At 64.1% G+C, this 25,590-nt stretch carries 29 protein-coding genes; 23 read left to right on the forward strand and 6 right to left on the reverse strand.

The window, feature by feature from the left end; genetic code table 11:
• The first annotated feature begins 138 nt into the window (after positions 1-138).
• The 4 genes from NKI67_RS08465 (at position 139) to leuC (ending at position 3,301) form a co-directional block, all read left to right on the forward strand.
• Positions 139-954, forward strand: a complete 816-nt coding sequence (locus tag NKI67_RS08465) for an amino acid ABC transporter permease (RefSeq protein WP_023679777.1) — start codon at positions 139-141, stop codon at positions 952-954.
• Positions 955-1,006: 52 nt separating this feature from the next.
• A complete protein-coding gene (locus NKI67_RS08470; protein ID WP_023679776.1) occupies positions 1,007-1,642 on the forward strand; it encodes a class I SAM-dependent DNA methyltransferase in 636 nt (211 codons plus the stop codon).
• 23 nt (positions 1,643-1,665) lie between these two features.
• Positions 1,666-1,818 carry a hypothetical protein gene (locus NKI67_RS08475; protein ID WP_198023639.1) on the forward strand — a complete coding sequence of 51 codons (153 nt, stop codon included), beginning with the start codon at positions 1,666-1,668 and terminating at the stop codon, positions 1,816-1,818.
• Positions 1,819-1,891: 73 nt separating this feature from the next.
• Positions 1,892-3,301, forward strand: coding sequence for a 3-isopropylmalate dehydratase large subunit (gene leuC / locus NKI67_RS08480; RefSeq protein WP_023679774.1), 1,410 nt, complete (start codon positions 1,892-1,894; stop codon positions 3,299-3,301).
• Positions 3,302-3,359: 58 nt separating this feature from the next.
• On the opposite strand, the gene NKI67_RS08485 is transcribed toward leuC, so the two are convergent.
• A complete protein-coding gene (locus NKI67_RS08485; RefSeq protein WP_023679773.1) occupies positions 3,360-3,671 on the reverse strand; it encodes a hypothetical protein in 312 nt (103 codons plus the stop codon).
• 161 nt (positions 3,672-3,832) lie between these two features.
• On the opposite strand from NKI67_RS08485, the gene NKI67_RS08490 reads away from it, so the two are divergent.
• Both NKI67_RS08490 and NKI67_RS08495 read left to right on the forward strand, forming a co-directional pair.
• Positions 3,833-5,029: a GGDEF domain-containing protein gene (locus NKI67_RS08490; protein ID WP_023679772.1), complete on the forward strand. Its 1,197-nt coding sequence runs from the start codon at positions 3,833-3,835 to the stop codon at positions 5,027-5,029.
• A 77-nt stretch (positions 5,030-5,106) separates the two neighbouring features.
• Positions 5,107-6,327 carry a GGDEF domain-containing protein gene (locus tag NKI67_RS08495; protein ID WP_023679771.1) on the forward strand — a complete coding sequence of 407 codons (1,221 nt, stop codon included), beginning with the start codon at positions 5,107-5,109 and terminating at the stop codon, positions 6,325-6,327.
• Here the strand turns inward: NKI67_RS08495 and NKI67_RS08500 are convergent.
• Complete coding sequence (locus NKI67_RS08500) at positions 6,311-6,670, reverse strand: hypothetical protein (RefSeq protein ID WP_031212708.1); 360 nt, start codon at positions 6,668-6,670, stop codon at positions 6,311-6,313. The two genes, NKI67_RS08495 and NKI67_RS08500, sit on opposite strands and share 17 nt — an antisense overlap.
• A 254-nt stretch (positions 6,671-6,924) precedes the next feature.
• Between NKI67_RS08500 and NKI67_RS08505 the strand changes: the two genes are divergently transcribed.
• The 7 genes from NKI67_RS08505 to NKI67_RS08535 all read left to right on the forward strand — a co-directional run bounded on the left by NKI67_RS08505 (position 6,925) and on the right by NKI67_RS08535 (position 12,304).
• Complete coding sequence (locus NKI67_RS08505; RefSeq protein ID WP_031212707.1) at positions 6,925-7,305, forward strand: hypothetical protein; 381 nt, start codon at positions 6,925-6,927, stop codon at positions 7,303-7,305.
• Positions 7,306-7,547: 242 nt separating this feature from the next.
• Entirely contained in the window at positions 7,548-7,967 is a 420-nt protein-coding gene (gene sdhC / locus NKI67_RS08510) for a succinate dehydrogenase, cytochrome b556 subunit (protein ID WP_292663224.1), read from the forward strand.
• Position 7,968: 1 nt separating this feature from the next.
• Complete coding sequence (sdhD, locus tag NKI67_RS08515; RefSeq protein ID WP_023679767.1) at positions 7,969-8,364, forward strand: succinate dehydrogenase, hydrophobic membrane anchor protein; 396 nt, start codon at positions 7,969-7,971, stop codon at positions 8,362-8,364.
• A gap of 4 nt (positions 8,365-8,368) precedes the next feature.
• Positions 8,369-10,207 carry a succinate dehydrogenase flavoprotein subunit gene (gene sdhA, locus NKI67_RS08520; protein ID WP_023679766.1) on the forward strand — a complete coding sequence of 613 codons (1,839 nt, stop codon included), beginning with the start codon at positions 8,369-8,371 and terminating at the stop codon, positions 10,205-10,207.
• 2 nt (positions 10,208-10,209) lie between these two features.
• Positions 10,210-10,647, forward strand: a complete 438-nt coding sequence (locus NKI67_RS08525; RefSeq protein WP_031212704.1) for a DUF3052 family protein — start codon at positions 10,210-10,212, stop codon at positions 10,645-10,647.
• A complete protein-coding gene (locus tag NKI67_RS08530) occupies positions 10,647-11,426 on the forward strand; it encodes a succinate dehydrogenase iron-sulfur subunit (protein WP_023679764.1) in 780 nt (259 codons plus the stop codon). Before NKI67_RS08525 ends, NKI67_RS08530 begins: the two co-directional genes overlap by 1 nt.
• A gap of 239 nt (positions 11,427-11,665) precedes the next feature.
• Positions 11,666-12,304 (forward strand): YceH family protein, encoded by a 639-nt coding sequence (locus tag NKI67_RS08535; RefSeq protein WP_023679763.1) that lies wholly within the window; start codon positions 11,666-11,668, stop codon positions 12,302-12,304.
• Positions 12,305-12,600: 296 nt separating this feature from the next.
• Here the strand turns inward: NKI67_RS08535 and NKI67_RS08540 are convergent, their stop codons facing one another.
• Positions 12,601-13,026: an OsmC family protein gene (locus tag NKI67_RS08540; RefSeq protein ID WP_031212702.1), complete on the reverse strand. Its 426-nt coding sequence runs from the start codon at positions 13,024-13,026 to the stop codon at positions 12,601-12,603.
• Between the two features lie 223 nt (positions 13,027-13,249).
• Between NKI67_RS08540 and NKI67_RS08545 the strand changes: the two genes are divergently transcribed.
• From NKI67_RS08545 to NKI67_RS08560, 4 genes are all read left to right on the forward strand, one after another.
• Complete coding sequence (locus NKI67_RS08545) at positions 13,250-13,489, forward strand: hypothetical protein (protein WP_031212700.1); 240 nt, start codon at positions 13,250-13,252, stop codon at positions 13,487-13,489.
• A gap of 2 nt (positions 13,490-13,491) precedes the next feature.
• On the forward strand, positions 13,492-13,848 hold the full coding sequence (locus NKI67_RS08550) for a YciI family protein (protein ID WP_031212698.1): 357 nt from the start codon (positions 13,492-13,494) through the stop codon (positions 13,846-13,848).
• Positions 13,849-13,992: 144 nt separating this feature from the next.
• On the forward strand, positions 13,993-14,259 hold the full coding sequence (locus NKI67_RS08555; RefSeq protein WP_352644966.1) for a hypothetical protein: 267 nt from the start codon (positions 13,993-13,995) through the stop codon (positions 14,257-14,259).
• 3 nt (positions 14,260-14,262) lie between these two features.
• Positions 14,263-14,499: a hypothetical protein gene (locus NKI67_RS08560; RefSeq protein WP_352644968.1), complete on the forward strand. Its 237-nt coding sequence runs from the start codon at positions 14,263-14,265 to the stop codon at positions 14,497-14,499.
• 31 nt (positions 14,500-14,530) lie between these two features.
• Here the strand turns inward: NKI67_RS08560 and NKI67_RS08565 are convergent, their stop codons facing one another.
• A complete protein-coding gene (locus NKI67_RS08565) occupies positions 14,531-15,775 on the reverse strand; it encodes a ubiquinone biosynthesis hydroxylase (RefSeq protein WP_352644970.1) in 1,245 nt (414 codons plus the stop codon).
• A gap of 101 nt (positions 15,776-15,876) precedes the next feature.
• Here NKI67_RS08565 and tesB point away from each other — a divergent pair, with 101 nt between their 5' ends.
• The 6 genes from tesB (at position 15,877) to NKI67_RS08595 (ending at position 23,434) form a co-directional block, all read left to right on the forward strand.
• The gene (gene tesB, locus NKI67_RS08570; RefSeq protein ID WP_031212697.1) at positions 15,877-16,752 is read left to right on the forward strand and encodes an acyl-CoA thioesterase II; all 876 of its coding nucleotides are present in this window, start codon (positions 15,877-15,879) and stop codon (positions 16,750-16,752) included.
• Positions 16,753-16,971: 219 nt separating this feature from the next.
• Positions 16,972-17,310, forward strand: coding sequence for a P-II family nitrogen regulator (locus NKI67_RS08575; protein ID WP_023679755.1), 339 nt, complete (start codon positions 16,972-16,974; stop codon positions 17,308-17,310).
• A gap of 49 nt (positions 17,311-17,359) precedes the next feature.
• Positions 17,360-18,682 (forward strand): ammonium transporter, encoded by a 1,323-nt coding sequence (locus tag NKI67_RS08580; protein WP_031212694.1) that lies wholly within the window; start codon positions 17,360-17,362, stop codon positions 18,680-18,682.
• 339 nt (positions 18,683-19,021) lie between these two features.
• Positions 19,022-21,676, forward strand: coding sequence for an FtsK/SpoIIIE family DNA translocase (locus tag NKI67_RS08585; protein WP_352644972.1), 2,655 nt, complete (start codon positions 19,022-19,024; stop codon positions 21,674-21,676).
• Between the two features lie 134 nt (positions 21,677-21,810).
• Positions 21,811-22,494 carry an outer membrane lipoprotein carrier protein LolA gene (locus tag NKI67_RS08590; RefSeq protein ID WP_031213172.1) on the forward strand — a complete coding sequence of 228 codons (684 nt, stop codon included), beginning with the start codon at positions 21,811-21,813 and terminating at the stop codon, positions 22,492-22,494.
• A gap of 133 nt (positions 22,495-22,627) precedes the next feature.
• A complete protein-coding gene (locus tag NKI67_RS08595; protein WP_023680490.1) occupies positions 22,628-23,434 on the forward strand; it encodes an exodeoxyribonuclease III in 807 nt (268 codons plus the stop codon).
• A 20-nt stretch (positions 23,435-23,454) separates the two neighbouring features.
• On the opposite strand, the gene NKI67_RS08600 is transcribed toward NKI67_RS08595, so the two are convergent.
• Together NKI67_RS08600 and NKI67_RS08605 are read right to left on the reverse strand one after the other, a co-directional pair.
• Positions 23,455-24,306: a TIGR01459 family HAD-type hydrolase gene (locus tag NKI67_RS08600; RefSeq protein WP_023680489.1), complete on the reverse strand. Its 852-nt coding sequence runs from the start codon at positions 24,304-24,306 to the stop codon at positions 23,455-23,457.
• Complete coding sequence (locus NKI67_RS08605) at positions 24,303-25,589, reverse strand: FGGY-family carbohydrate kinase (protein WP_031213171.1); 1,287 nt, start codon at positions 25,587-25,589, stop codon at positions 24,303-24,305. Before NKI67_RS08605 ends, NKI67_RS08600 begins: the two co-directional genes overlap by 4 nt.
• Position 25,590: the final 1 nt, after the last annotated feature.

The raw sequence follows: 25,590 nt of genomic DNA on the forward strand, positions 1-25,590 counted from the left end.
TTCGCCAATTTTCAGTGTTGCAGAACGGGCCGCGAGGTCAAAGCTGCCGATCTCCCCCCTTGAGGGGGAGATGGCCGGCAGGCCAGAGGGGGGTGTGACAGAACGCTGCCTTCGTGACTCTGTTATCGGTACCGCTTGATGCCGTCGGCGCCTCTCGCCTCAGCCAAATCCGACTTCCCGTGGTGGCTTGCCGTGGCCGTGGCGATCGCCTTGGCCGCCGCCATCTTCATCGCTGCCAGCGACCTCTATGCCCAGGTCTTCGCAACCGTCGCCAAGGGCATCGGCGTCACCATCTTCGTCACGGTGGTCGCCTTCGCGCTGGCTTGCGCGATCGGCCTCGGCGTCGCGCTGATGGGCCTGTCGGGCTCACGCTGGCTCAGCCAGATCGGCCGCTTCTACGTCGAGATCATCCGCGGCGTGCCGATGCTGGTGCTGTTGTTCTGGATCGCCTTTGCCGGGGCGCCGGCCTTCGTCGCGGCATGGAACGCGCTGACGGCGCCGCTGCAAAGCGCCGGCCTCTTCGGTGAGCTGCTGGTACGCGACGTGTCGTTGCTTTGGCGCGCCGTCATGGCGCTGACCATCGGCTATTCCGCCTTCATCTCGGAGGTGTTCCGCGCCGGTATCCAGGCGGTCGAGAAGGGGCAGATCGAGGCGGCCAAGGCGCTCGGGCTGACGCGCACCCAGCGCTTCCGGCTGGTCATCTTTCCGCAGGCGATCCGCACCATCCTGCCGCCGCTCGGCAATGATTTCGTCGCCATGGTCAAGGATTCCTCGCTGGTCTCGGTGCTCGGCGTCGCCGACATCACCCAGATGGGCAAGATCTACGCCGCCGGCTCGTTCCGCTTCTTCGAAACCTATTCGATCGTCGCCTATATCTATCTCATCCTGACCGTCGGCCTGTCGTTGGCCTTGCGGGCGCTGGAGAAGCGGCTCCGCCACCAGCATGGGGAATAGAAGGCAGGCGAAAACGGCGCTACCATCGAGCGGACGCGACCGGGGAGGACCCATGATCATCGACAAGGCCAATGCGGCGCTGGAAGCGGTCTATACGGCCGACACGCCTGAGACGCTCGCCAAGGCCTATGCGCAATGGGCCGCGACCTATGACGGCGAAACCGCGGCGCTCGGCTATCTCCTGCCGTTCCTGATCACCGCCTGGGTGGCGCGCCATGTGCCGGCGGGCGAAGGGCCGCTGCTCGACGCCGGTTGCGGCACCGGCCTGTCGGGGCCGTCCCTGAAGGCACTCGGCTACCACGATATTGCCGGGCTCGACCTGTCGCAGGACATGCTGAAAATCGCCGGCAGCCGGCAGGCCTACAGCGAGCTGAAACAGGCGATGCTCGGCGGGCCATTGCCTTGGGCGGACGGGTATTTCCGCGCCTTTTTCTCGACCGGCGTGTTCACCATCAGCCACGCACCGGCGTCGGGCCTGCATGAACTGGTACGCATCACCAGGACGGGCGGCCACGCCATCTTCACGGTTCGCGACCAGGTGTTTGAAAGCGGCGGGTTTCAAGCCGTGTTTGGCGAACTGGAGCAGGCGAAAAAATGGCAGCCGGTCGAGGAGAGCCCGTGGTTCCGCTGCTACGCAATCGCCGAGCCCGACGCGCTGGTGAAGACCTTCGTGTTCGAGGTGCTGTGAAGCGCCTGCGAAGGCAGACGCGATTGCTGAAAAGCCAAAACATTGATATGAGCAGCGCCATGGAAGAGCTTTTTGGCGATCCGGCCTATAAAGGTTTCGTGCTGCAGGACAGGAAACGCCTGCCGTCGCGATTTTCCGCGCGCGTCTGCGGGGCGCTGACCAGCCGACTTAGCTAGGGCAGACTCGCCAGGCTGTTTCGCCGGTCCGACCGGCGTCGTTTTCCCTTTTTAAATCGACGGATTTACGCAAATGAGCGCACCGCGCACCCTCTACGACAAGATTTTCGACGACCATGTTGTCGACCGCCAGGACGACGGCACCTGCCTGCTCTATATCGACCGCCATCTGGTCCACGAAGTCACCAGCCCGCAGGCTTTCGAAGGCCTGCGCATAACCGGCCGCAAGGTTCGGCATCCGGAAAAGACGCTGGCCGTGGTCGACCACAATGTGTCGACTTCGCCGGAGCGAAAGTTCGGCATCAAGAACGAGGAAAGCCGCATCCAGGTCGAAGCGCTGGCCAAAAACGCCAAGGATTTCGGCGTCGAATATTATTCCGAGAAGGATATCCGCCAGGGCATCGTCCACATCATCGGGCCGGAGCAAGGCTTTACGCTGCCCGGCATGACCATCGTCTGCGGCGACAGCCACACCTCGACGCATGGCGCGTTCGGGGCGCTGGCGCATGGCATCGGCACCTCTGAAGTCGAGCATGTGCTGGCGACGCAGACGCTGATCCAGCGCAAGGCCAAGAACATGCTGGTGCGCGTCGACGGCGCACTGCCGGAAGGCGTCACCGCCAAGGACATCATCCTCGCCATTATCGGCGAGATCGGCACGGCCGGCGGCACCGGCTATGTCATCGAATATGCCGGCGAGGCAATCCGTGCGCTGTCGATGGAAGGCCGCATGACGATCTGCAACATGTCGATCGAAGCCGGCGCCCGCGCCGGCCTGATCGCGCCCGACGAGACCACCTTCGCCTATGTCAAGGACAAGCCGCGCGCCCCCAAGGGCGAAGCCTGGGACGCCGCGCTCGCCTACTGGAAGACGCTGCAGTCCGACGAAGGCGCGCATTTCGACAAGGTGGTCGTGCTCGACGCGGCAAAGCTGCCGCCGATCGTCTCCTGGGGCTCCTCGCCCGAGGACGTGGTCTCGGTGCAAGGCATCGTGCCGAACCCGGACGACATCACTGATGAGAACAAGCGCACCTCCAAGCAGCGCGCACTCGACTATATGGGCCTGAAGCCGGGCACCAAGATCACCGATATCGAACTCGATCGCGTCTTCATCGGCTCCTGCACCAATGGCCGCATCGAGGATCTGCGCGCCGCAGCCAAGGTGATCGAGGGCAAGAAGGTCAATCCGCGGGTCAGTGCGATGATCGTGCCGGGCTCCGGCCTGGTCAAGGAACAGGCAGAGGCCGAAGGCCTCGACAAGATCTTTGTCGCCGCCGGCTTTGACTGGCGTGAGCCGGGCTGCTCGATGTGCCTTGCCATGAACGACGACCGGCTGAAGCCGCATGAGCGCTGCGCCTCGACCTCGAATCGCAATTTCGAGGGGCGCCAAGGCTTCAAGGGCCGGACGCATCTGGTGTCGCCGGCAATGGCCGCGGCGGCGGCGATCGCCGGCCATTTCGTCGACATCCGCGAGTGGAAATAGGGCAGGCGCGCGCAGTCGGATATGAGGAGCCCGAGCCGCAATGCGGTTCGGGCATTCTTCAGTCGGGCCGCCTGACGAATTCGTGGAATCCCTCACGGCGGCCGGGTTGGTCCTTTGCGACGACCAGCGCCAGTTGGCGCTCGTCGAAGAGTTTGAACCATTCGTCCCATTCGACCAGTTCGTAGCCGCCGGCATTGACCGGGCGTTCGGCCTCATCCTGGTCCTGGTAGGCATGCTGGCCGAAGACCAGCCTCAGCATGGGCTGCGTTCCGGCTTCGGGCGACACGTCGACGATCGCCGGAAAGCCGGCGCGTGCCGCGGCCCATGAGCGAATTGCATCGTGATCGGTCAGCATGATCGTGTCGGCCATCGGAGCGTCTCCTGGTTGCCGTCGTGAAACGCCGCTCGCCGTTCGCGGTTCCGCCCAGCGGCTTTGTCGACGCACCTGTCGTATATTCGCTTTCGCTTAACCGCTTGTTTGGGCTTCCGCTCTAAGGTCCTCCAAGGGGAAGCGAGGGGAAATTACAGCGCTTGGACACCGGCCTGCTCATAGCGCTGCTCAATCCAGGCATCGCCCTCACACTCGGCGCGGCATTTCTCGTGCTGTGGTTCTATCAGCGCCACCGTCCCTATCTGGGCGTGCTGGCGGCGGGCTACTCGGCCTCGGCCGCAGGCTTCCTGCTCCAGTATTTCACGCTGCCGGTCGGCATGGCACCGACCAAGCTCATCTCGATCCTGTGCTTCACCTTCGCCACCTGCTGTCTCGCCGGCGCGGTCATTGCGCGCTATGGGCGGCGCGTGCCTTACCCGGCGGTCGGCATTCTGGCCTGCGGCGGCCTGGCCGCGTTTTCGTGGTTTCTTTTTGCCCGGCCGGATCTCACCTGGCGCATCCTTGCCATCAATTTCAGCTTCGGCGGCATCAGCCTGGTTGTCGCCGCCGAGTTGCGCGTGGTGCGCAACAACGGCCCGACAGAAATGATCCTGTTCGTGCTGTCGCTGCTTTCCGGCCTGAACTTCCTGGCGCGGACGCTTGCCGTCGTCATCGCGCATGGGCCGTTCACCAGCTATGAAGGGCTTTACTCCTCGTCCTACTGGACGACGGCTCTGCTATCGCATGCATTGCTGTCGCTGCTTATTGCGCTTTGCCTGTTCGGCGCCGCCGCGCTCGATGTGATGAAGGCCCTGAAGACCGAAACCCTGACAGACCCGCTGTCGGGCCTGCTCAACCGCCGCGGCTTCGAGGAGCGCGCCATGCTTGTCCTGCAGCACTGTGCCACGGCGCAATTGCCGGTTGCGCTGGTGCTTGCCGATCTCGATCATTTCAAGGCGCTCAACGATCAGCATGGCCACGCGGCCGGCGATCGCGTCATCGCCGACTTCGCTGCCAAGCTTCTGTCGGCTGCAGGTACGCGCGGCGTTGCCGGCCGTATCGGCGGCGAAGAGTTCGCCGTGCTGTTGCCGCTCAGCGACCTTGGCGCGGCAAGACTGTTTGCCGAAGCCATTCGCACGGTCTATTCGGCGGGCAGAATCGACGGACTTCCGCCCGACACGAGAGTGACCGCGAGCTTCGGGGTGGCCGCCCGCACCAGCGACGAAGGGCTGGACCCGCTGATGCGCCGCGCCGACGAAGCGCTCTACAAAGCCAAAAGGAGTGGCCGCGACAGCGTATGCCTGTCCTATCCGCGGCCTGAAACGGTCGTCCTTCCCAATCGGACCAGTGCTGGCTGAGCGTCAGCGGCGGCTTCGAATTAACGTCTTTTTCGCGCGTTGGTGATTTGCTGTTCGGGGGGAAGTGCCAAAACGCCATGGGCAGCGCTAATTTCATCCTGCTGATCAACCTGTTCGTTGCCGGGCTGCTGGCGGCGGCCTTCATGACGATCGCGGTCTATGACGCCGGCCGGGTGTCGGCACGCTGGCTGGCGTTCGGCTATGTGCTCGGCACGGCTTATTTTGCGATCGAGTTCAGCATTCCTGCCTTCGACAATGCGCGCCCCGTGGTTGTCGCCGCCTTTGCCGCCTTCCTTGGCGCTACCGTCGCCTTCAATGGCGGGCTTGCCCATAAATACCGCGTTTCGCCGCCTTGGCCGCCGATGCTGTTCTTCCTGGTCTTCGCCACCCTCGCGGTCCACTTCGTGCAGGACCTGCCACGCCAATCCTTTGTGCGAATGGCGGCCTACCAGCTTCCCTATGCGGCTATGCAGTTCACCGGGCTGGCGATCGTCTTGTCGTCCAGGCAAAGACGCGAGCGGCTCGACTATATGCTGATGGCTGTCCTAGCGGCCAGCACCTTGCAGTTCGCCAGCAAACCCTTCATCGCCCATGCGCTTGGTGGCTGGGGCGCCAATCCGCAATCTTATGCGCAGACCAGCTATGCGTTGGTGTCGCAGTCGGTCGGCACCGTGTTCGGCCTGGCGCTTGCGCTGGTGACATTGGCTATCCTGGTCCGCGACGTGCTCGCCGAGGCGACGTCGAAATCGGAAACCGACACGCTTTCGCGGCTGCTCAACCGTGGCGGCTTCGAGCGCCATGCCGAGATCGCGCTGCGTGACGCCATGCGGCGCGCCGTTCCAGCGGCACTGGTCATTGCCGATCTCGACCATTTCAAGCGCATCAACGATACTTACGGCCACGCGTCGGGCGATCGGGTCATCGAGACCTTTGCCGGGTTTCTCCGCGATGCCGCGGCCGACCATCATGTCGCCGGCCGCATCGGCGGCGAGGAATTCGCTATTTTCCTGCCGGGGACCAATCTAGCCGCCGCCCGGCTCTTTGCCGAGGGCACGCGTAGCGCCTTCGGTGCCACGCCGATCGACTGCCTGCCCGCGGATCACCGCTGCAGCGCCAGCTTCGGCATTGCCGAGCTTGGTCCGGGCGAAAGCTTTTCCGACCTGCTGCGGCGCGCCGACAAAGCGCTCTATCAGGCGAAGGGCAGCGGTCGCGATTGCGTGCGTGTCTCGGCGGGGCCGGCTGTTGCCCTGCCGGCGCCGTCAACCAAGGGCGGCGTGGCCGTCAGCGGCAGGGGCTGAGCTCCGGCATTTCGCCGTCGGAGAGGCCGTACATATAGCTGCGGCCCTTGACGAAAACCGGCGGCCTATAGCAGTCGCCGCCGCGGACATCGTCCGATTCGTTTTCGTAGATCACGTCGGGCTGGCCGGCGCTGGTGTAGTCGGACAATTCCTTGGCCAGCTTGCCCTCGCCAACGAGGATACGCTTGTAGCCGGCGGCGCTGTCGATGACGAGATTGCCGAAGGAATCGGCATAGACGCGGTCATGATGGCGCGTCCCGGCGAATGCCGGTGCGACGACGCCGACGGCGAGCGCCGCCACTAGGAACCAGGGAAGGCGCGATCCTGCTGAATTCGAATGCATGGCGTGCTGCTCCATTGCTGAGAGGCAAGCCTCCTCGAATCAGAAATTAACCTTTTATTAACCTTTGTTAAGAGGGCAACCGCAGCAGGGGCGAGGTCTCGGAAAATATGGTTAATACTCGATCGCCCACCGGCCATCATTCGGCCATGCCTTGTTCCCACCATCCCCAGCATCGGGCGCGACTCGAAAAGCATGAAATCCGGTGGCTTGCCGGAGCATCGCGGCGGGCTCGATACGCGGGGGGAAAGCAGCAAATGAGATTACGCCGCACGTTTCGGATGGCGCTGGCCATTCCGCCGCTGCTGGCTGCCGCCGCCTGCGCGCCGCAGACCAGCGCGCCCAAGCTCGGCAACACGGCCGCCGCTTCCGTGTCGCTTGCTCCCGCCGCTAGCGAACCGACGGCACCGCAGCCGCGCACAGCTACTTACAACTGCGCCGACGGTAGCGTGATAACCATCGAGAATCTCGGCACGTCGGTGCGCGTCCTCGGCCAGAACGGCGCCAGCGCCGAGCTGCCGGCGTCACCGGCCAATCAGACCAGCCGTTACGGCGAGGCGCATGACGCAATCGTGATCGATGGGCGTGAGGCGCTGGTGATGAAGGGCGGTGCATCACCGCTGGCCTGCAAGCGCTGATCCGCCCCTTGCGCCAGCCATATTTTGCAGTGCGGCGACATTGTGCCGGCGCAAGGCGACAGCCCTAATCGATTGAAGCTGAAAGCCTCGCTTTCATCAGACTAAATTACGTTTTCGAAACGGTTTTCCGGCTTTGACGCGGTGCAAAAAGAGCATTAGAAACCGGCTGTCCGAAGTCGCAACCGGAAGCGGTAATGCCGCATTCCCACCTGAGGCTCCAGAGACGCCGAACTGGGGGAGCCATGAGCAAATCACCAGCCACCCGCGAATTTGCCAGACGTGAACGGCCGCTTTCGCCGCATCTGACCGTCTATCGGCCGCCGATCACCATGACGATGTCGATCGTCCACCGCATCACCGGCGGGGCGCTCTATTTCGGCACGCTGCTGGTCGCGCTGTGGCTGATGGCGGCGGCGAGCTCGGAGGCGACCTTCAATGCCGTCAACTGGGCCTTCGGCTCGTGGCTGGGACGGCTGGTGCTGTTCGGCTACAGCTGGGCGCTGATGCACCACATGCTGGGCGGTGTGCGCCATCTTATCTGGGACACTGGGGCAGGGCTGGAAAAGCATACGGCATCGAGGATCGCCTGGGCGACGCTGGCCGGCTCGGTCACGCTGACGCTGCTGATCTGGATTGCCGGCTACATGGCGCGGGGAGCCTGACATGAACGGCAAGAACCCCGACATGCGCACGCCGCTGGCCAAGGTCCGCGGCCTCGGTTCCGCCCGCGAGGGCACCGGCCATTTCTGGCGCCAGCGGCTGACGGCGATCTCCAACATCCCGCTGGTCCTGTTCTTCGTCGGCTTCCTGATCGCACTCAACGGCGCCAGCTATCTCGAGGTGCGCGCCGCACTTGCCAATCCGTTCGTTGCACTGGTGCTGGCGCTGGTGCTGTTGTCGGTGCTCTACCACATGCGGCTCGGCATGCAGGCGATCATCGAAGACTATGTGCATGGCGAAGGCACCAGGCTGGCGCTGCTCGCCCTCAACACATTCTTTCCCGTAGTCGTCGGCGTCGCTTCGGTCTTCGCCCTGCTTAAACTGGCATTTGGAGGCTGATTTTTTGGCCAAGGACGCGAAGAACGCCAACACGGCTTCCGCCTATAGCTATGTCGATCACAAATTCGACGTCGTGGTCGTCGGCGCCGGCGGCGCCGGCCTGCGCGCCGCGCTCGGCATGGCTGAGCAGGGCCTGCGCACCGCCTGCATCACCAAAGTGTTCCCGACGCGCTCGCATACGGTTGCGGCGCAGGGCGGCATCGCCGCCTCGCTCGCCAATATGGGGCCCGACAACTGGCAGTGGCATCTCTTCGACACCGTCAAAGGCTCAGATTGGCTGGGCGACACCGACGCTCAAGAATACATGGTGCGCGAAGCGCCGGCGGCGGTCTACGAGCTCGAGCACTACGGCGTTCCCTTCAGCCGCACCGAGGACGGGAAAATCTACCAGCGGCCGTTCGGCGGCATGATGATGAATTTCGGCGAGGGGCCGCCGGTGCAGCGCACCTGTGCGGCCGCCGACCGCACCGGCCACGCCATGCTGCACACGCTCTACGGCCAGTCGCTGAAGCACAATGCGCAGTTCTTTATCGAGTATTTCGCGCTCGACCTGATCATGGAGCCGGACGGCACCTGCACCGGCGTCGTCGCCTGGAACCTCGACGACGGCACCATCCACCGCTTTTCGGCCAAGATGGTGGTGCTGGCGACCGGCGGCTATGGCCGCGCCTATTTCTCGGCCACCTCGGCGCATACCTGCACCGGCGATGGCGGCGGCATGGCCGCACGCGCAGGCCTGCCGCTGCAGGATATGGAGTTCGTGCAGTTCCACCCGACCGGCATATACGGCGCCGGCTGCCTGATCACCGAGGGCGCGCGCGGCGAGGGCGGCTATCTCGTCAATTCCGAGGGCGAGCGCTTCATGGAGCGCTACGCGCCGTCAGCCAAGGATCTGGCTTCGCGCGACGTGGTTTCGCGCTGCATGACGCTGGAAATCCGCGAGGGCCGCGGCGTCGGCCCGAAGAAGGATCACATTTTCCTGCATCTCGACCATCTCGACCCGGCCGTTCTGCACGAGAGGCTTCCGGGTATTTCGGAATCGGCAAAGATCTTTGCCGGCGTCGACCTGACCAAGGAGCCGATCCCGGTGCTGCCGACGGTCCACTACAATATGGGCGGCGTGCCGACCAATTACTGGGGCGAGGTGCTGAACCCGACGGCGTCGAATCCGGACCAGGTGTCGCCCGGGCTGATGGCGGTCGGCGAAGCCGGCTGCGCCTCGGTGCACGGTGCTAACCGGCTGGGCTCCAACTCGCTGATCGACCTGGTGGTGTTCGGCCGTGCGGCGGCAATCCGGGCCGGCCAGGTGATCGACCGCACATCGGCGATCCCTTCGCCCAACGAGGCCGCCGTCGAAAAGATAATGGACCGCTTCGACCGGCTGCGTCACGCCAACGGCTCGACGCCGACAGCGGTTTTGCGCGAAAAGATGCAGAAGGCGATGCAGGAGGACGCGGCGGTGTTCCGCACCCAGGAATCGCTGGAAAGCGGCTGCAGGCGCATTTCGCAGATCTGGGGTGAACTCGGCGACGTCAAGGTGTTCGACCGCTCGATGATCTGGAACTCCGACCTGGTCGAGACGCTGGAGCTGGAAAACCTGATGGCCAACGCCATCACCACCGTCTACGGCGCCGAGGCGCGCAAGGAAAGCCGCGGCGCGCACGCGCGGGAGGACTTTTCGGCCCGCGACGACGCCAACTGGCGCAAGCATACGCTGGCTCGGCTCAACGAGGCCGGCGAGGTGGCGCTCACCTACCGGCCGGTGCACACCGAAACGCTGCTTAAGGAAGCAGACGGCGGCATCAACCCGGCCAAGATCGCGCCAAAGGCCAGGGTGTATTGATGATGGCGCTGGCGGTTGCGGGATATTCCGGCACGCCCCTTCCGGCCAAGCTCGGCCTGAAGGACGGGATGATTGCCGCCTTCGTCGCCTTGCCGCCCGAACTCGACGATCTGGCAGACGCCGTCGAGTTTGCCCACGTCGACCGGCTGGCTGATTGGTCGGCGATCTCTGGCGTTCATGAGAAATACGATGCCGTACATGCTTTCACCCGGCAGCGTGTCGAGATCGAGGACCGTCTTGGCGACGTCGAAGCGGCGATCAAGCGGGACGGCATGGTCTGGGTGTCATGGCCGAAGAAGGCATCGAAAGTGCCGACCGACGTCACCGAGGACGTTATCCGCACAGAGGCGCTGAAGCTCGACCTCGTCGACGTCAAGGTCGCCGCCGTGAACGAGATCTGGTCCGGGCTGAAGCTCGTCATCCGAAAGGACCTGAGGTAATGGTCGAACTCACGCTTCCGAAAAACTCGAAGATCATGGCCGGAAAATCCTGGCCGAAGCCGGAGGGCGCGACCAACCTGCGCGAATACCGCATCTACCGCTGGTCGCCGGACGATGACGAGAACCCGCGCATGGATACGTATTTCGTCGACATGGACGATTGCGGGCCGATGGTGCTCGACGCGCTGCTCTGGATCAAGAACAAGATCGATCCGACGCTGACGCTGCGCCGCTCCTGCCGCGAAGGCATTTGCGGCTCGTGCGCCATGAACATCGACGGGTCGAACACGCTGGCCTGCACCAAGGGCTGCGACGACATTTCCGGCGCGATCAAGGTCTATCCGCTGCCGCATATGGCCGTGGTCAAGGATTTGGTGCCCGACCTCACCAATTTCTACGCCCAGCACGCCTCGATCGAGCCGTGGCTGAAGACGGTGTCGCCCGAGCCGGCCAAGGAATGGCTGCAGAGCCATGAGGACCGCGAAAAGCTCGACGGGCTCTACGAGTGCATATTGTGCGCCTGCTGCTCGACCTCCTGCCCGAGCTACTGGTGGAACGGCGAGCGCTATCTCGGCCCGGCGACGCTGCTGCAGGCCTATCGCTGGCTGATCGATTCCAGGGACGAGGCGACGGGCGAGCGGCTCGACAATCTCGAAGACCCGTTCCGGCTCTATCGCTGCCACACCATCATGAACTGCGCCCAGACTTGCCCCAAAGGGCTCAACCCGGCCAAGGCGATCGCCGAGATCAAGAAGATGATGGTGGAGCGACGGGTGTAGGCGGCGGGCGGGTTGCAGCCGAGATCGTCTCGTCCGTAGCGATCCTTCGCGCCCCCCTCTGTCCTGCCGGACATCTCCCCCTCAAGGGGGGAGATTAGCAGCTTGGAGGACAGCGCCCTTTCTGCAGCCTTGAAAAGTGGCGAAGCGGTGATGACAGCCAATCTCCCCACTAGAGGGGGAGATGTCCGGCAGGACAGAGGGGGGCGCTGTCCCGCCGAGTTCGAAAGGATAGCAAACTTATGACCGATTCCGACCTTCCCATCCTCTCTCCCATCGAAGCCCGCGTGCTCGGCTGCCTTATCGAGAAGAAGGAGCTGACGCCGGACGTCTATCCGCTGACGCTCAATGCGGCACATGCGGCGGCCAACCAGAAGACGGCGCGCGAGCCGGTGATGTCGGTCGAACTTGGCGAGGTCAGAAGAGCGCTTGGCCAGCTCGAGCAGAAGGGCCTAGTCAGGCAGGTGTTCGCGTCGCGCGTCGAGCGCTACGAGCATGTGGTGGCGCAGCGCTTTTCCCTGACCTCGGCGCAGATCGCGCTGCTCGGCCTGTTGCTGCTGCGCGGCCCGCAGACGGCCTATGAATTGCTGGCGCGAAGCGAGCGCATGGCGCGGCTGCCGTCGATCGACGAGCTTCGCGGCAATCTCGATCTGCTGATCGGCCGCCGGCCACCGCTGGTGCAGCAGATCGATCGCGGCCCAGGCCAGCGCGAGGATCGCTATGTCCATCTGCTCAGCGGGCCGCCGCAGCTGTCGGCTGCCGCAGCGCCCCTGCAGTCGTCCTCGCCGGCGTCGGATCTGGAGACGCGCGTGCAGGCCCTCGAGGAAGAGGTCGCGGCATTGCGCGCCCGTCTCGACGCACTGTCCGGCGATGGGCGATAAGGATTTTCGAGACGTCGGGGACGGCCCCTCAGGTAACGTGTTCGTTGCCTACTTTCGATTGGCTGGCGCTGCCCCGCCTGCCGGCGACCTCTCCCGTATAGGGACGAGGAGAGGGACGCTCTTCGACGGTTTCGTCAATCATCAACGTTGCAAGAAGAGTGCCGCAGCTGCGGCCAGCTTCTTTCTCCCCGTCACTTACGGGGAGAAATGCCCGGCAGGGCAATGAGGGGCGGCGCCGACTTCAACAATTGATGGACTCCAACACCAGTTGGAATCTATCAGGCATAAAAGCTCCCTCACCCGAGCCTAGCGTCGAGCGATACTTTGATGGCGCCGAGCGCTTTCGAGACCGGGCATTCGGCCTTGGCCTTCTCGGCCAATTCCTTGAACTTGGCGGCATCGATGCCCGGTACCTTGCCGACCAGGGTGATCGCGCTGCCGGTGATGCCGGTGCCGGGAACCAGCGTTACCACGGCCTTGGCGTCGAGTTCGGCGGCCGGAGTGCCGTTCTCGGCGAGAAAATGCGAAAGCTGCATGGCGTAACAGCCGGCATGGGCGGCGGCGATCAGCTCTTCCGGGTTGGTGCCGGATTTGCCGCTCTCGTCCTCGAAACGCATCTTGGCCGAATAGGGCGTGCCCTTCAGCGTCCCGCTCTGTGTATCGAGCGTGCCTTTGCCTTCCTTGAAACTGCCTTTCCAAACGGCGTTGGCGGTGCGGTCCATCAATTCCTCCTTGATTGTCGTGATTGAGCCCGTGATCGGCATCCAGTCGACTATAGCGCGCGCCGGAGCGAAGGCCACCCACGCTTTCGTATCGGCGGCAGCGTGACACATCATGTCGAGCGAAAAAAAATTCGAAAAAAATACGCGTGCAAAAATGTCGACTTCCATCTGTCCCGGCCGTCCTGCGGGCGGCCATGGACTTGGTGGCCGGATGGAGGACCACATGAACAACCTGTTTTCTGCTCACTGCACAAGCACCGGCTACAGGGCCGGTGAACAACAAGCCGACTGGTCGCGCCTGCAGCCTTCCGGCTTCGGCCGATTGCTTGCGGCGATTGCCATTATCGGGATTGCGGTATCTCTTCTCGACTATGCTGCGGCCGGTCTCGATTCTGCGGCAGGCAAGGGCTCCGCGGAGATTTCCGTAGCCTCGTCTTCGGCTTCAAGCCAGGAATGGAGATAAAAATGAAGTATGTTTGCCTGGTCTATGGTGAAGAAAAAGATCTCTACGCAATGACGCCCGAGAGGCTGGCCAAGCTCGACGCCGATTCGATGGCCCATGACCGGTCATTGGACCAACGCGGGATGCTAATCATCGCGCAGGCGCTGCAATCGGTGAAAACGTCGAAAACCATTCGCAGGCGCAAGGGCAAGCGGCTGGTCACCGACGGCCCCTTCGCCGAAACCAAGGAGCAGTTGCTCGGTTTCGTCATGATCGAGGCCGAGAGCCTCGACGAGGCGCTGGAGATCGCGGGCGAGATTCCGCTCGCCGAAATAGGCACGATCGAGGTGCGGGCGATCTACAAGGTGCCCGGGTCATAGAGATGTCTCGATAAGTTCCTCCGCGGAGCGGCGGGGACCAACGACTGGCATGGGCTTTCGTTTTCTTCGTCGGACGCAACTTTTGCGTGTTGAAGCGAAGCAATACTTCTCCTATCGTCGCCCGAGATTGGGGGATTTCGGGGCATGCATATATTGATTGCAGCAATCGGCCTGCTCGGAGCAGCGGGCTTCTGGTGGTACCGGCTGAAGATCATGAACGACGCGGCGCGTGAGGTTGCCGACGTCGTTGGCCGCGTGCAGGGCAATGTGCGCCGCAAGAAGCTGCGCAAGCAGGCGGCACTCTCGCCGCTGACGGCGATCGACGATCCGGTCGTGGCGGCCGCGACGCTGATCACCGCCATCGTTTCCGAGAATGGTCCCATGCTGCCGCAACGCGAAGCCGCCATTTGATCGGTGATTTCGGAGATTGCCGATAAAAAGCAGACCGATGAGGCGGTGATCTACGCCAAATGGGCGGCTTCGCAAATTGATGACGCCACGGTCGTCATCGACAAACGCCTCGACGCGGCTGAAAGGAACGATCTGCTGCAGATGGTCGGCCGTGTGGCGGAAGCCGGCGGGCAAAGCCGGCAGATTTCCGACCAGCGAATGCTGCGGCTGCGCCAGAAGCTGGGCTTCGAGGTCAACTGACCGAACGGCCAGTAACGCGCACGTGCCAAGCCTAAATCGCCTCGCCCTTCAACAGTTTCGGCGTGTCGCCGGACAGGCCTGACGCCTGGCGGATGAAGAACTCCTTCAGCCGCGGCATGCGTTCGACAAGGCCGAGGCCGATGTCGCGCAAAGTGCGCAGCGGGCCGAAATCGTTGGAAAACATCCGGTTCAGCACATCGGTGGTGATGCCCATCTGCACCGTGTCGAAACGCCGCCATTGCTGGTAGCGCTCGAGCACGTCGAGCGCGCCGATGTCCTGGCCGAGCCGGTCGGCCTCGACCACCACTTCGGCCAGCGCCGCCACGTCCTTGAAGCCGAGATTGAGACCCTGGCCGGCGATCGGGTGGATGCCGTGGGCGGCGTCGCCGGCCAAGGCGATGCGCGGCGCGACGAAGGCGCGCGCAATGGTCAGCCCGAGAGGCCAGGCGCGGGGCTTGTCGGCGATATGGATTTCGCCGAGTTTGAGGCCAAAGCGCTGCTCGAGTTCATATTCCAGGACCAGGGTGTCGCCCGCGACCAGCTTTTCGGCATCCTGCGACCGTTCGACCCAGACGATCGATGAGCGGTTGGTGCCGTCCTTGCCCGGCTTGAGCGGCAGCGTGGCAAACGGGCCCGCGGGAAGGAAATGCTCTTCGGCGCGGCCGTTGTGCGGCCGCTCGTGCGCCACCGTGCAGACGATGCCGGACTGGCCATACTCCCATTTCACCGTCTTGATGCCGGCCATGTCGCGCAGCTTCGAATTGACGCCGTCGGCGGCAACCAGCAGCCGCGCCTTCAGCGTCGCGCCGTCGGCAAGATGCACGGTTATGCCGGCGCCGTTGATGTCGAAGGCGCTGACGGCGACGCCTTCGATGATGCCGATGCCGAGTTGTTCGGCGCGCCGGCGCAAGGCGCCGTTCAAATCCTTGTTGGCGACCATATGCGCAAAGGGTTCGCCGGGCGCGACCTCGCCGTCGAAGGTGAGGAACACCGGGCGGACCGGATCGGATGTGCGCGAATCGGTGACAATCATTTCGGTGATTGCCTGCGCCTCCGGCGCGATCTCGTTCCAGACGCCGAGCTGGTCGAGCATGCGGCACGCGGCGGCGGCAATCGCCGAGGCGCGGCCGTCCTTCTGCCAGACGCCGGCGGGTGCTGCATCGACGACGGCGACGGCGAGGCTCGGCCGCGCCTGCTTCAGCGACACGGCGGCGGCCAAGCCGATATAACCGGCGCCGGCGACCAGAACGTCGAGCGAATTCTTGCTGTCGACCATGGGCAATTCCTTTCGCAGCCTGACTGTCGCCGGGCATTCCGCCCTTGACTGCCCGCTGTTCCTGTCGGAAACCGCCATGGTAATTTTGCGGCGAGGTCAAGATGACGGCAGCCATGGACGAGCTTCTCGGCATTCTCGACCTCGAGCAGCTGGAACACAACCTGTATCGTGGTCGCAGCCCCAAGCTCGATTGGCAGCGCATCTTCGGCGGCCAGACCATCGCCCAGGCGCTGGTCGCCGCGCAGCGAACGGTCGAGCCCGAGCGCCACGTGCATTCGCTGCATGGCTATTTCATGCGGCCGGGCGACACCAAGGTGCCTATCATCTACGAGGTCGACCGCATCCGTGACGGCGGCTCCTTCACCACGCGCCGCGTCGTGGCGATCCAGCACGGCCAGGCGATCTTTTCGCTGGAAGCCTCGTTCCAGCAGGATGAGGTCGGCCTGGAACATCAGGTGCCGATGCCGCAGGACGTGCCGGCGCCCGACACGTTGCTGTCGCAGCGCGAATTGCTGGGCAAGTTCGGCGAAGCCGTGCCCGACGGCATCAAGCGCTATTGGGAGCGCGACCGGCCGATCGAGATGAAGCCGGTGATGCTGAAGCATTATACCAGCCGGGAAAAGCTCGAGCCGAAGCAGAACATCTGGATCCGCACCACCGGCCCGGTGCCGGCCGACCGCGCCACGCAGGCGGCCGTGCTCGCTTACCTCTCGGATATGACGCTGCTCGACACCTCGACCTTTGCCCATGGCCGCGCCATTTTCGATCGTGATATCCAGGCAGCCAGCCTCGACCACGCCATGTGGTTCCACCGCAGCCATCCGCTCGACGACTGGATGCTGTACACGCAAGACAGCCCGTCGACGCAAGGATCGCGTGGCTTTACCCGCGGCTCGCTGTTTGCCCGCGACGGCACCTTGATCGCCTCGGTTGCCCAAGAAGGACTCATCCGGCTGAAGCGGCCGCCTGCGGAGTAGGCATTTTTCGAAATTTGCCTATTTTTTAAGCATATGCACTGCCGCGCCTGTGAACAGGCAGCTGCCAGACCTTCTCGATTTCGTTGTTTAACAACAGCTTAACACCCTGCTTCGGCAATTGGCACGGAGCTTGAATCCTAGCGGGCACTCTCCGGCTCTCATGGGGATCGGCGAAGTCGTGCAAACGCGGGGACCCGCAACAGCAAAGGGTGAAACCTTATGAAGATCGTGATGGCAATCATAAAGCCGTTCAAGCTCGACGAGGTGCGCGAGGCGCTCACCGCAGTCGGCATCCAGGGCCTGACCGTCACCGAAGTAAAAGGCTACGGACGTCAGAAGGGGCACACGGAAATCTATCGCGGGGCGGAATACGCGGTCAGCTTCCTGCCGAAGATCAAGATCGAAGTCGCGGTCGCTGTCGACATGGTCGACAAGGCCGTCGAAGCCATCACCGCGGCGGCCAAGACCGGCCAGATCGGCGACGGCAAGATCTTCGTTTTCGGCATCGACCAGGCGGTGCGCATTCGCACCGGCGAAACAGACACCGACGCGCTTTGAGCTGCGGATACGTATTCCAATGGAGAGTTCAATGAATATTCCTTCCACCTTGAAGATAACGGGACGCGCGGCCGTTTTGGGCTCGCTCGCTCTCGCTGCACTGGGCACGGTTGCTGCGTTCGCGCAGGAAGCGGCACCGGCGGCACCGGCTGCCCCTGCGCCCGCGCTCGACACCGGCAACACAGCCTGGATGCTGACCTCGACGGCGCTGGTGCTGATGATGACCATACCGGGCCTGGCGCTGTTTTATGGGGGCATGGTGCGCAAAAAGAACGTGCTCGCCACCATCATGCAGAGCTTTGCCATCACCTGCCTGGTGACGGTGCTGTGGTTCATGTTCGGCTACTCGCTGGCCTTCTCGGATGGCGGCGGCATGAATGCCTATCTCGGCGGCTTCTCGAAGTTCTTCCACAACGGCATCACCACGTCCTCGCTGTGGCTGCCGGGCGTGGCGAACATTCCTGAGTTCGTCTTCTCGATGTTCCAGATGACCTTCGCCATCATCACGCCGGCGCTGATTGCCGGCGCCTTCGCCGAACGCATGAAGTTCTCGGCGCTGCTCATCTTCATGGGCGCGTGGCTGCTGGTGGTCTACGCCCCGATCGCGCACTGGGTGTGGGGCGGCGGCTTCCTCGGCACAGCCGGCGTTCTCGATTTCGCCGGCGGCACGGTCGTTCACATCAATGCCGGTGTTGCCGGCCTGGTCTGCGCGCTGGTTCTCGGCAAACGTGAAGGCTACGGCACCACCAACATGGCGCCGCACAACCTCGTCTACTCCGTCATCGGCGCTTCGCTGCTGTGGGTCGGCTGGTTCGGCTTCAACGCCGGCTCGGAACTGGCCGCCGACGGCCTTGCCGGTGCCGCAATGCTGAACACCCAGGTTGCCGCTGCTGCTGCGGCGCTCGCCTGGATGTTCGCCGAATGGATCGTCGCCAAGAAGCCGAGCGTTCTCGGCATCATCTCGGGCGCCGTCGCTGGCCTGGTCGCGGTGACGCCGGCTTCCGGCTTCGTCAATCCGACCGGCGCCTTCATCGTCGGCATCGTCGCCGGCGTGCTCTGCTACGTCTCGGCCGTCAAGCTCAAGCACGCGTTCGGCTATGACGACTCGCTCGATGCATTCGGCGTGCACGGCATCGGCGGCATCATCGGTGCATTGCTGACCGGCGTGCTCGCCGATCCGGCGATCAACAGCCTCGGCTCGGGTGCCTCTGTCGGCAAGCAGCTCTACGGTATCGTCTTCACCATCCTGTGGACGGCGATCGCGAGCTTCGTGATCCTCTATATCGTCAAGGCGCTGGTCGGCCTGCGTCCTTCCACCCCGGAAGAGGTCGAAGGCCTCGACATCAGCCAGCACGGCGAAGTGGTGCCGTAAGGGTATTTGGCCGGCACCGGCGTTTGCCGGTGCCAGAAAGATCCCGTCGTGATGCTCCCGAAAGGGCTCACGCCTTGAGGCCCGGAAATCTTCCGGGCCTCTTTTTTGTACGCAGATGGCCGTGACGACTTGATCACAATCGCTTGATCAGGGGCTCGATCCGCCCGTGGCGTGAAACATCGGCCGCAGCGGCTCCGAACTGTGGTGGCGGTCGCCCGTTCCGGTGACGCAGAATGCCCATGGTTAATGCGCCCTTAACCTTCCCGCCGCTAGTCTGACAGCCGAATCTGCCGTGTTGCGCGTCCGCGCCCGGCCGGGCAACGACAGACGAGGAAGAGCATGCGTTCAGGGGCTTCAGCACCGCTTGCGCTAGCCGATACGGAGCACGGCATCCGGTCGTTCGCGAGGCGCCAGGTCGGGCGGCTGGTCGGTGCCGGGCTGTTTGCTCTGATTGGTTTCGGCGTCGCCGCCCTTGCCACCTGGAACGTCGCCGATCCGAGCTTTTCGCACGCCACCGACAATATCGTCACCAATGCAATGGGTTATGCCGGCGCCGTCTTTTCCGACATTGCCATGCAGTTCTTCGGACTTGCCGCCGTTGCGGCGCTGGTGCCGGCGGTGATCTGGGGATTTCTGCTGTTTACCGCGCGCGGCGTCGACCGGCTGCCGAAACGGGCGCTGGCCTGGTTCGGGTTTTCGCTGCTTGGCGCGGCAATTGCCGGCTGCGTGGTGCCGCCCAAGACCTGGCCGCTGCCGACCGGCCTCGGCGGCGTCTTCGGCGACATGGTGCTCAATATCCCGGGCCTGGTCATCGGCGGCTATCCGACCGGCCTCGTCGCCAGCGTGCTCGCCGTGCTCCTGGCAGCGCCGGCGCTGTGGGTATTCTTGTATGGCTCGGCGCTGATTTCGCGCAAGAACGGCTTTGCCGTCCTCGAACAGCCTGCAGTGCCCGATCCGCAGGAGGACCTGCTTTTCGACAATGAAGAGGACGAGGGCGACGAAGGTATATTGGCGCTTGGCGCCATCACCCACTGGTGGCTGTCGCTGCGGGCCTATCTGCGCCGCCGCGCCGCGCGCCGGCGCGAGCGCGACGATTTCGAGCCGGAGATGGAACCGCGCCCCAGCGCCTGGCGGCGGGCGGCCGAACGGGTCGAATCGGCCGAGTTCGCCGAGGCGCGGATGAGCCCGGGCGGGCGCGCCCGAGTCGAGCCGGAATTCTTCGCCGCCATGGTCAACGACCGCAGTGCCTCGATCGACCCTGACGATGCCGACGTCTTCGATAACGACAATGACGACGACATGGATTTCGCGCCCGAGCCGGCCGGCCAGCGCCGCGCCGCGCCGACGGCCAAGGTGCAGAACTTCCGTTCCGACGCGGCGACACGCGTCGAGGCGCCGGCGCCGCGGCCGGCCCCCGGCGCCCGCGTCCAGCGCGAGGCGCAGACTTCGCTGATCGGCTCGGAAAAATTCGAGATGCCGTCGCTGCACTTCCTGTCGGAACCAAAGAACGTGGTGCGCGACGCCAGCCTGTCCAAGGACGCGCTGGAGCAGAACGCCCGCCTGCTCGAGGGCGTGCTGGAGGATTTCGGCGTCAAGGGCGAAATCATCCATGTGCGTCCGGGTCCGGTCGTCACGCTCTACGAGCTGGAACCGGCGCCCGGCATCAAATCGTCGCGGGTCATCGGCCTGTCCGACGACATCGCCCGCTCGATGAGCGCCATCGCCTGCCGTGTCGCCGTGGTGCCCGGCCGCAACGCGATCGGCATCGAATTGCCGAACGCCAGGCGCGAGACGGTCTATTTGCGCGAGATCATGGCCAGCCGCGATTTCGAAACCACCAAGGCCAGGCTGGCGCTGGCGCTGGGCAAGACCATCAATGGCGAGGCGGTGATCGTCGACATCGCCAAAATGCCGCACGTGCTGGTCGCCGGCACCACCGGCTCGGGCAAGTCCGTCGCCATCAACACCATGATCCTGTCGCTGCTCTACCGGCTGACGCCGCAGGACTGCCGGCTGATCATGATCGATCCAAAGATGCTGGAGCTCTCGGTCTATGACGGCATTCCGCATCTTCTGACGCCGGTCGTCACCGATCCGAAGAAGGCGGTGGTGGCGCTAAAATGGACCGTGCGGGAGATGGAGGACCGCTACCGCAAGATGTCCAAGGTCGGCGTCCGCAACATCGACGGCTTCAACGCGCGCGTGCAGCAGGCCGAGAAAAAGGGCGAAAGGATCTCGCGCACCGTGCAGACCGGCTTCGACCGCCAAACCGGCGAGGCGATCTACGAGACGGAGAACCTCGACCTCGAGCCGATGCCCTACATCGTCGTCATCATCGACGAGATGGCCGATTTGATGATGGTCGCCGGCAAGGACATCGAAGGCGCGGTGCAGCGCCTGGCGCAGATGGCGCGCGCCGCCGGCATCCATGTCATCATGGCGACGCAGCGGCCGTCGGTCGACGTCATCACCGGCACCATCAAGGCGAATTTCCCGACCCGCATCTCCTTCCAGGTGACATCGAAGATCGACAGCCGCACCATCCTGGGCGAGCAGGGCGCCGAACAGCTGCTCGGCATGGGCGACATGCTCTACATGGCCGGCGGCGGCCGCATCCAGCGCGTGCACGGTCCCTTCGTCTCCGACGACGAGGTGGAGAAAATTGTCGCGCATCTGAAGCTGCAGGGCGTGCCGGAATATCTCGACGCCATCACCGAGGACGACGACAAGGACTACGATGAGCCGACGGGCAAAGGCAGTGGCGGCGGCGACGGCGGTAATTTCGAGGATTCCGACGATCCCTACGACCAGGCGGTCGCGGTGGTGCTGCGCGACGGCAAGGCCTCGACCAGCTACATCCAGCGCCGGCTCGGCATCGGCTACAACCGCGCCGCCTCGATCATCGAGAAGATGGAGAAGGAAGGCATTGTCGGCCCGGCCAACCATGCCGGAAAACGCGAAATCCTGGTGCCGACGGAGGACGACAAGTTCTAGAGCGCGTCCGCGCCGGCAACTTTGAACCTTTTGGCGCGTTGCAGCGGACGGGCGCCGTGCGGCCCGCCAAACTTAAGCCCAACTGGGGGGCCAGACCAATATAACGAGCAAGCAATCAGATGATGGTGACCGGCATGAAAAACGCAACTCTCGCCCCAAGCAGGGATTTCGCCCCAACCCGCCGGCAGGTGCTCGGCCTCGGCCTGGTCCTGGCCGGTGCGGCGGCCGCCAACCTCGTGCCCGGCTTCCAGTTGCTGGCGTCGGCGCAAGCAGCGGTTCCGGCGACGGCGCAGAAGATCGCCGATCATTTCTCCTCGGTCAAATCGATGAGCGGCGAGTTCGTGCAGTTCGGACCCAAGGGCGAGCAGACCGGCGGCAAGTTCTTTCTGGAACGGCCGGGCAAGATCCGCTTCAATTACGACGGCGCCTCGAATTTCAGGGTGATTTCCGACGGCAAGTCGGTGGTCATCCTCAACAAGAAGCTGCGGACCTCCGACCTCTATCCGCTGTCGAAGACGCCGCTGAAGCTGCTGCTCGACGACAAGATCGATCTGTCGGGCGGGCGCGTCAGAAGCGTCAAGGAAGAGGACGATCTCACCACCATCCAGCTTGCCGACAAATCGGTGTTCGGCAATTCGAAGATCACCATGATGTTCGATCCGAAATCTTATGAATTGCGGCAGTGGACCATCACCGATGCGCAAGGCAAGGACACGACGGTGATGATCTTCAACACCAAGGAGGGCGTCAGCTTCGCCCCCGACACTTTCGCCATCGACTATACGGCGAACCGCGAGCTGAACACCAAGACGCGGTAACTTTCTACTGCTGCGGGATGGCTTTTCCGCGTTGGTGCAGGCGGCTTGTTTTTGCGGTGCGCGGCTGGCAGTAGTTTCCGCGATTGACTTCCGTCGGACCCATCCGGCGGATCTCGCGTTATCCGGAACCCACATGCCGTTTTCCGTCGCTACCTGGAACATCAACTCCGTCCGGCTGCGTATGCCGATCGTCGAACGCCTGCTGGTCGAGCAGGCGCCGGACGTGCTCTGCCTGCAGGAAACCAAGGTTCCGGACGAATTGTTTCCGGAGAAAGCGTTCCGCAAGCTCGGCTACGAGCACATCGCCTTCCATGGCCAGAAGGGCTATCACGGCGTTGCCACCATAGCGCGGCGGCCGATCGAGGTGGTCGAAAAGCGCCGCTTCTGCGAGATCGACGACAGCCGGCATCTGTCGGTCACCGTCAACGCCGGCGGCAAAACGATCCTGCTGCACAATTTCTACGTACCGGCCGGCGGCGACGAGCCCGACCCGGCCGTCAACCGCAAGTTCAAGCACAAGCTCGATTTCGTTGCCGAGATGAACGCCGTCCGCGCCGAGCATGACGAGCACTCCGGCTCGATCCTGGTCGGCGACCTCAACATCGCGCCGCTCGAGCACGATGTCTGGTCGCACAAGCAGCTCCTCAAGGTCGTCAGCCATACGCCGGTCGAGACGGAAAACTTCGAGGCAATGCGGCTCGCCGGCGACTGGATCGACCTGATGCGGCTCAATGTGCCTTACGAGGAGAAACTCTACACCTGGTGGAGCTATCGCGCCCAGGATTGGCAGGCCTCAAATCGCGGCCGCCGCCTCGACCATGTCTGGTCGTCGCCAAACCTGGTGCCGCATTTTGCCGGCTATGAAATCCTGCGGCCGGCGCGCGGCTGGGAACGGCCCTCGGACCATGTGCCGGTGATCGGGCGTTTCAACCTGGATTAGCTTTGTCTCGCCTTAACAACTCAGCGAAACCTGAAGCTATCCGCGATGTAGTCGGGACGGGCGTTCAGCGTGGCGAAAACGTCCTCCAGGTCAGGCGCCCCCGCCAATATGCCCGACAGGACCAGCGTCGTCGCGACGCCGACGCCGTTGCCGCCGGCGATGTCGTGCTCGACGCTGTCGCCGACGCAGACCACGCTGTCGCGCTCCGGGTGGCCCGCCAGTGCCAGCGCTGCCTCGAATATCTGCGGATTGGGCTTGCCAATGCGCGCCACGCTGCCGCCGAGGCTCTCGTAGAGATCGGCGAGCCGGCCGGCGCCGAAGCGAGGGCCGACGGCAGTCAGCATGATCTTGTCGGGATTGGTGCAGAAGCATGGCACCCGCCGCGCCGCCGCCGGACCAAGAAGCCGGCGATAATGGTCGAGGTCGTAGCGATCGCCCTCGCTGGCGGAAATCAGCACCAGTTCGGCATCGTCGCCGTCCTTGGCCAGGACGAAGGGCAGGCCGTCGACAGCCGAACGGTCATTGTCGCGGCGGATCAGCAGGCATTTTGTCTGCGGGCGCAGGGCTCCGGATGCTGCCATTTGGTGGAAGGAGCGCCACGCCACCTCGCCGGAGGAGACAAAGTGATCCCAGCTTCCCGGTTCGAAACCGAGCTTCAGCAGGCGGCGCTCATTGGGTTGCGCCCGCTTGCCGGAATTCGAGATCAGTACGATGGTCTTGCCGGCGCGCTTGAGTGCCGACAACGCTTCGACAGCACCTGGATAGGCGCTGGTGCCGTCGTGCAGCACACCAAATTGGTCGAGCAGGAACACCTGATAGCGGTCGGTCAGCGCGGCGATGCCGTCGAGGTGTTGAATTGCCTTGGCCGTCATAAAAGCCCCGCTGCGCTTGCGCCCATCAGCGCCAGCCGCGCCGTGCCGGCAGCGGCCTCCTCCGAAAGAGCCGGCACGAGAGCGACGCCAAGCTTGCGCTGCCGGATCGCTGTCCAGGCCGGATTGGCCGCACCGCCGCCGACGCTCCTGACCGATGTCAGCCGGGGGGCGCCGAGTTCGGCAAGCCGGCGATAGCCGAGCGCTTCGATCGCCGCAATACCCTCGAACATCGCTTTCAGATAGTCGGCGTCGTCGGCGGGCCGCGGCTCGAGGCGCGGCGGCAGCGCCGGATCGGCTATGGGGAAGCGTTCGCCCGGCGCCGGCAGCGGGTAATAATCGAGGCCGGTCTTCGTCGCCGGGTCGATTTTTTTGCTGAGTTCGACAATGCGGGCGACGGGGAAATGCTGGGCCAGCACCTTGCCGCCGGAGTTCGAGGCGCCGCCCGCCAGATAGGTGTCACCCAGCCGATGGCTGTAGATGCCGAATTGCGGCGCCGAGATCGGCCGGTCGGAGAGGATCTTGATGGTCAGCGACGAGCCGAGCGCGGTAACGCCGTCGCCCGCGGCACTCGCACCGGTCGCCAGGAATGAGGCGCAGCCATCCGTCGTGCCGGCAACGATAACCACGTCGCGCGGCAGGCCGAACATTTTCGCAGCGCTGGCGGTGAGCGTGTCCGTGACATCGCCCGGCCGCACGATGCGGGGCAGGAATTCCATGCGCACGCCGGTCGCCGCGATCCAGTCCGGCCAGCGCCGGGCCTCGACGTCGTAGCCGGTCTTCAGGGCGTTGTTCTCGTCGCTGACATCGAAGCGGCCGGAAAACTGTCCGGCGATCCAGTCTGCCTGGTGCAGCACAGTGGCGACGCCGGGCAGGTGCTGGAAAGACAGCGCCTTGGCGAGACCGGAGGTCGCCCCAAGTGCAGCGCTCGTTGCCGGTGCCGCGCCGGCTATTGCTGTCAGAATAGTGTCGTCAGCGACCTTGTCGTTGTACATCAGCGGTTCGGCCAGCGGCCGCCCGGCGCCGTCGACCGGCAGCAGCGTGCCCGACGTACCGTCGACGGCGATCGAGCGCACTGCCGCGCGATCGATACATTTGAGCAGTTCCGCCAACGCCGCGCCGACCGCCTCCCACCATATGGCGGGGTCGCGGCCGTTCGGCCCAAATCGCTCGAGGGCAATAGCGGAATGCGCGGCAATGGAAAAATCCGGACGCATGGCGACGGCGCGCGCGCCGGATGTGCCGATGTCGATGCCGATGGCAAGCGGGCCAGACGAACGCGGCATG

The organism is Mesorhizobium sp. M0408 (assembly GCF_040321495.1).
In the GTDB taxonomy this organism is placed as follows: domain Bacteria; phylum Pseudomonadota; class Alphaproteobacteria; order Rhizobiales; family Rhizobiaceae; genus Mesorhizobium.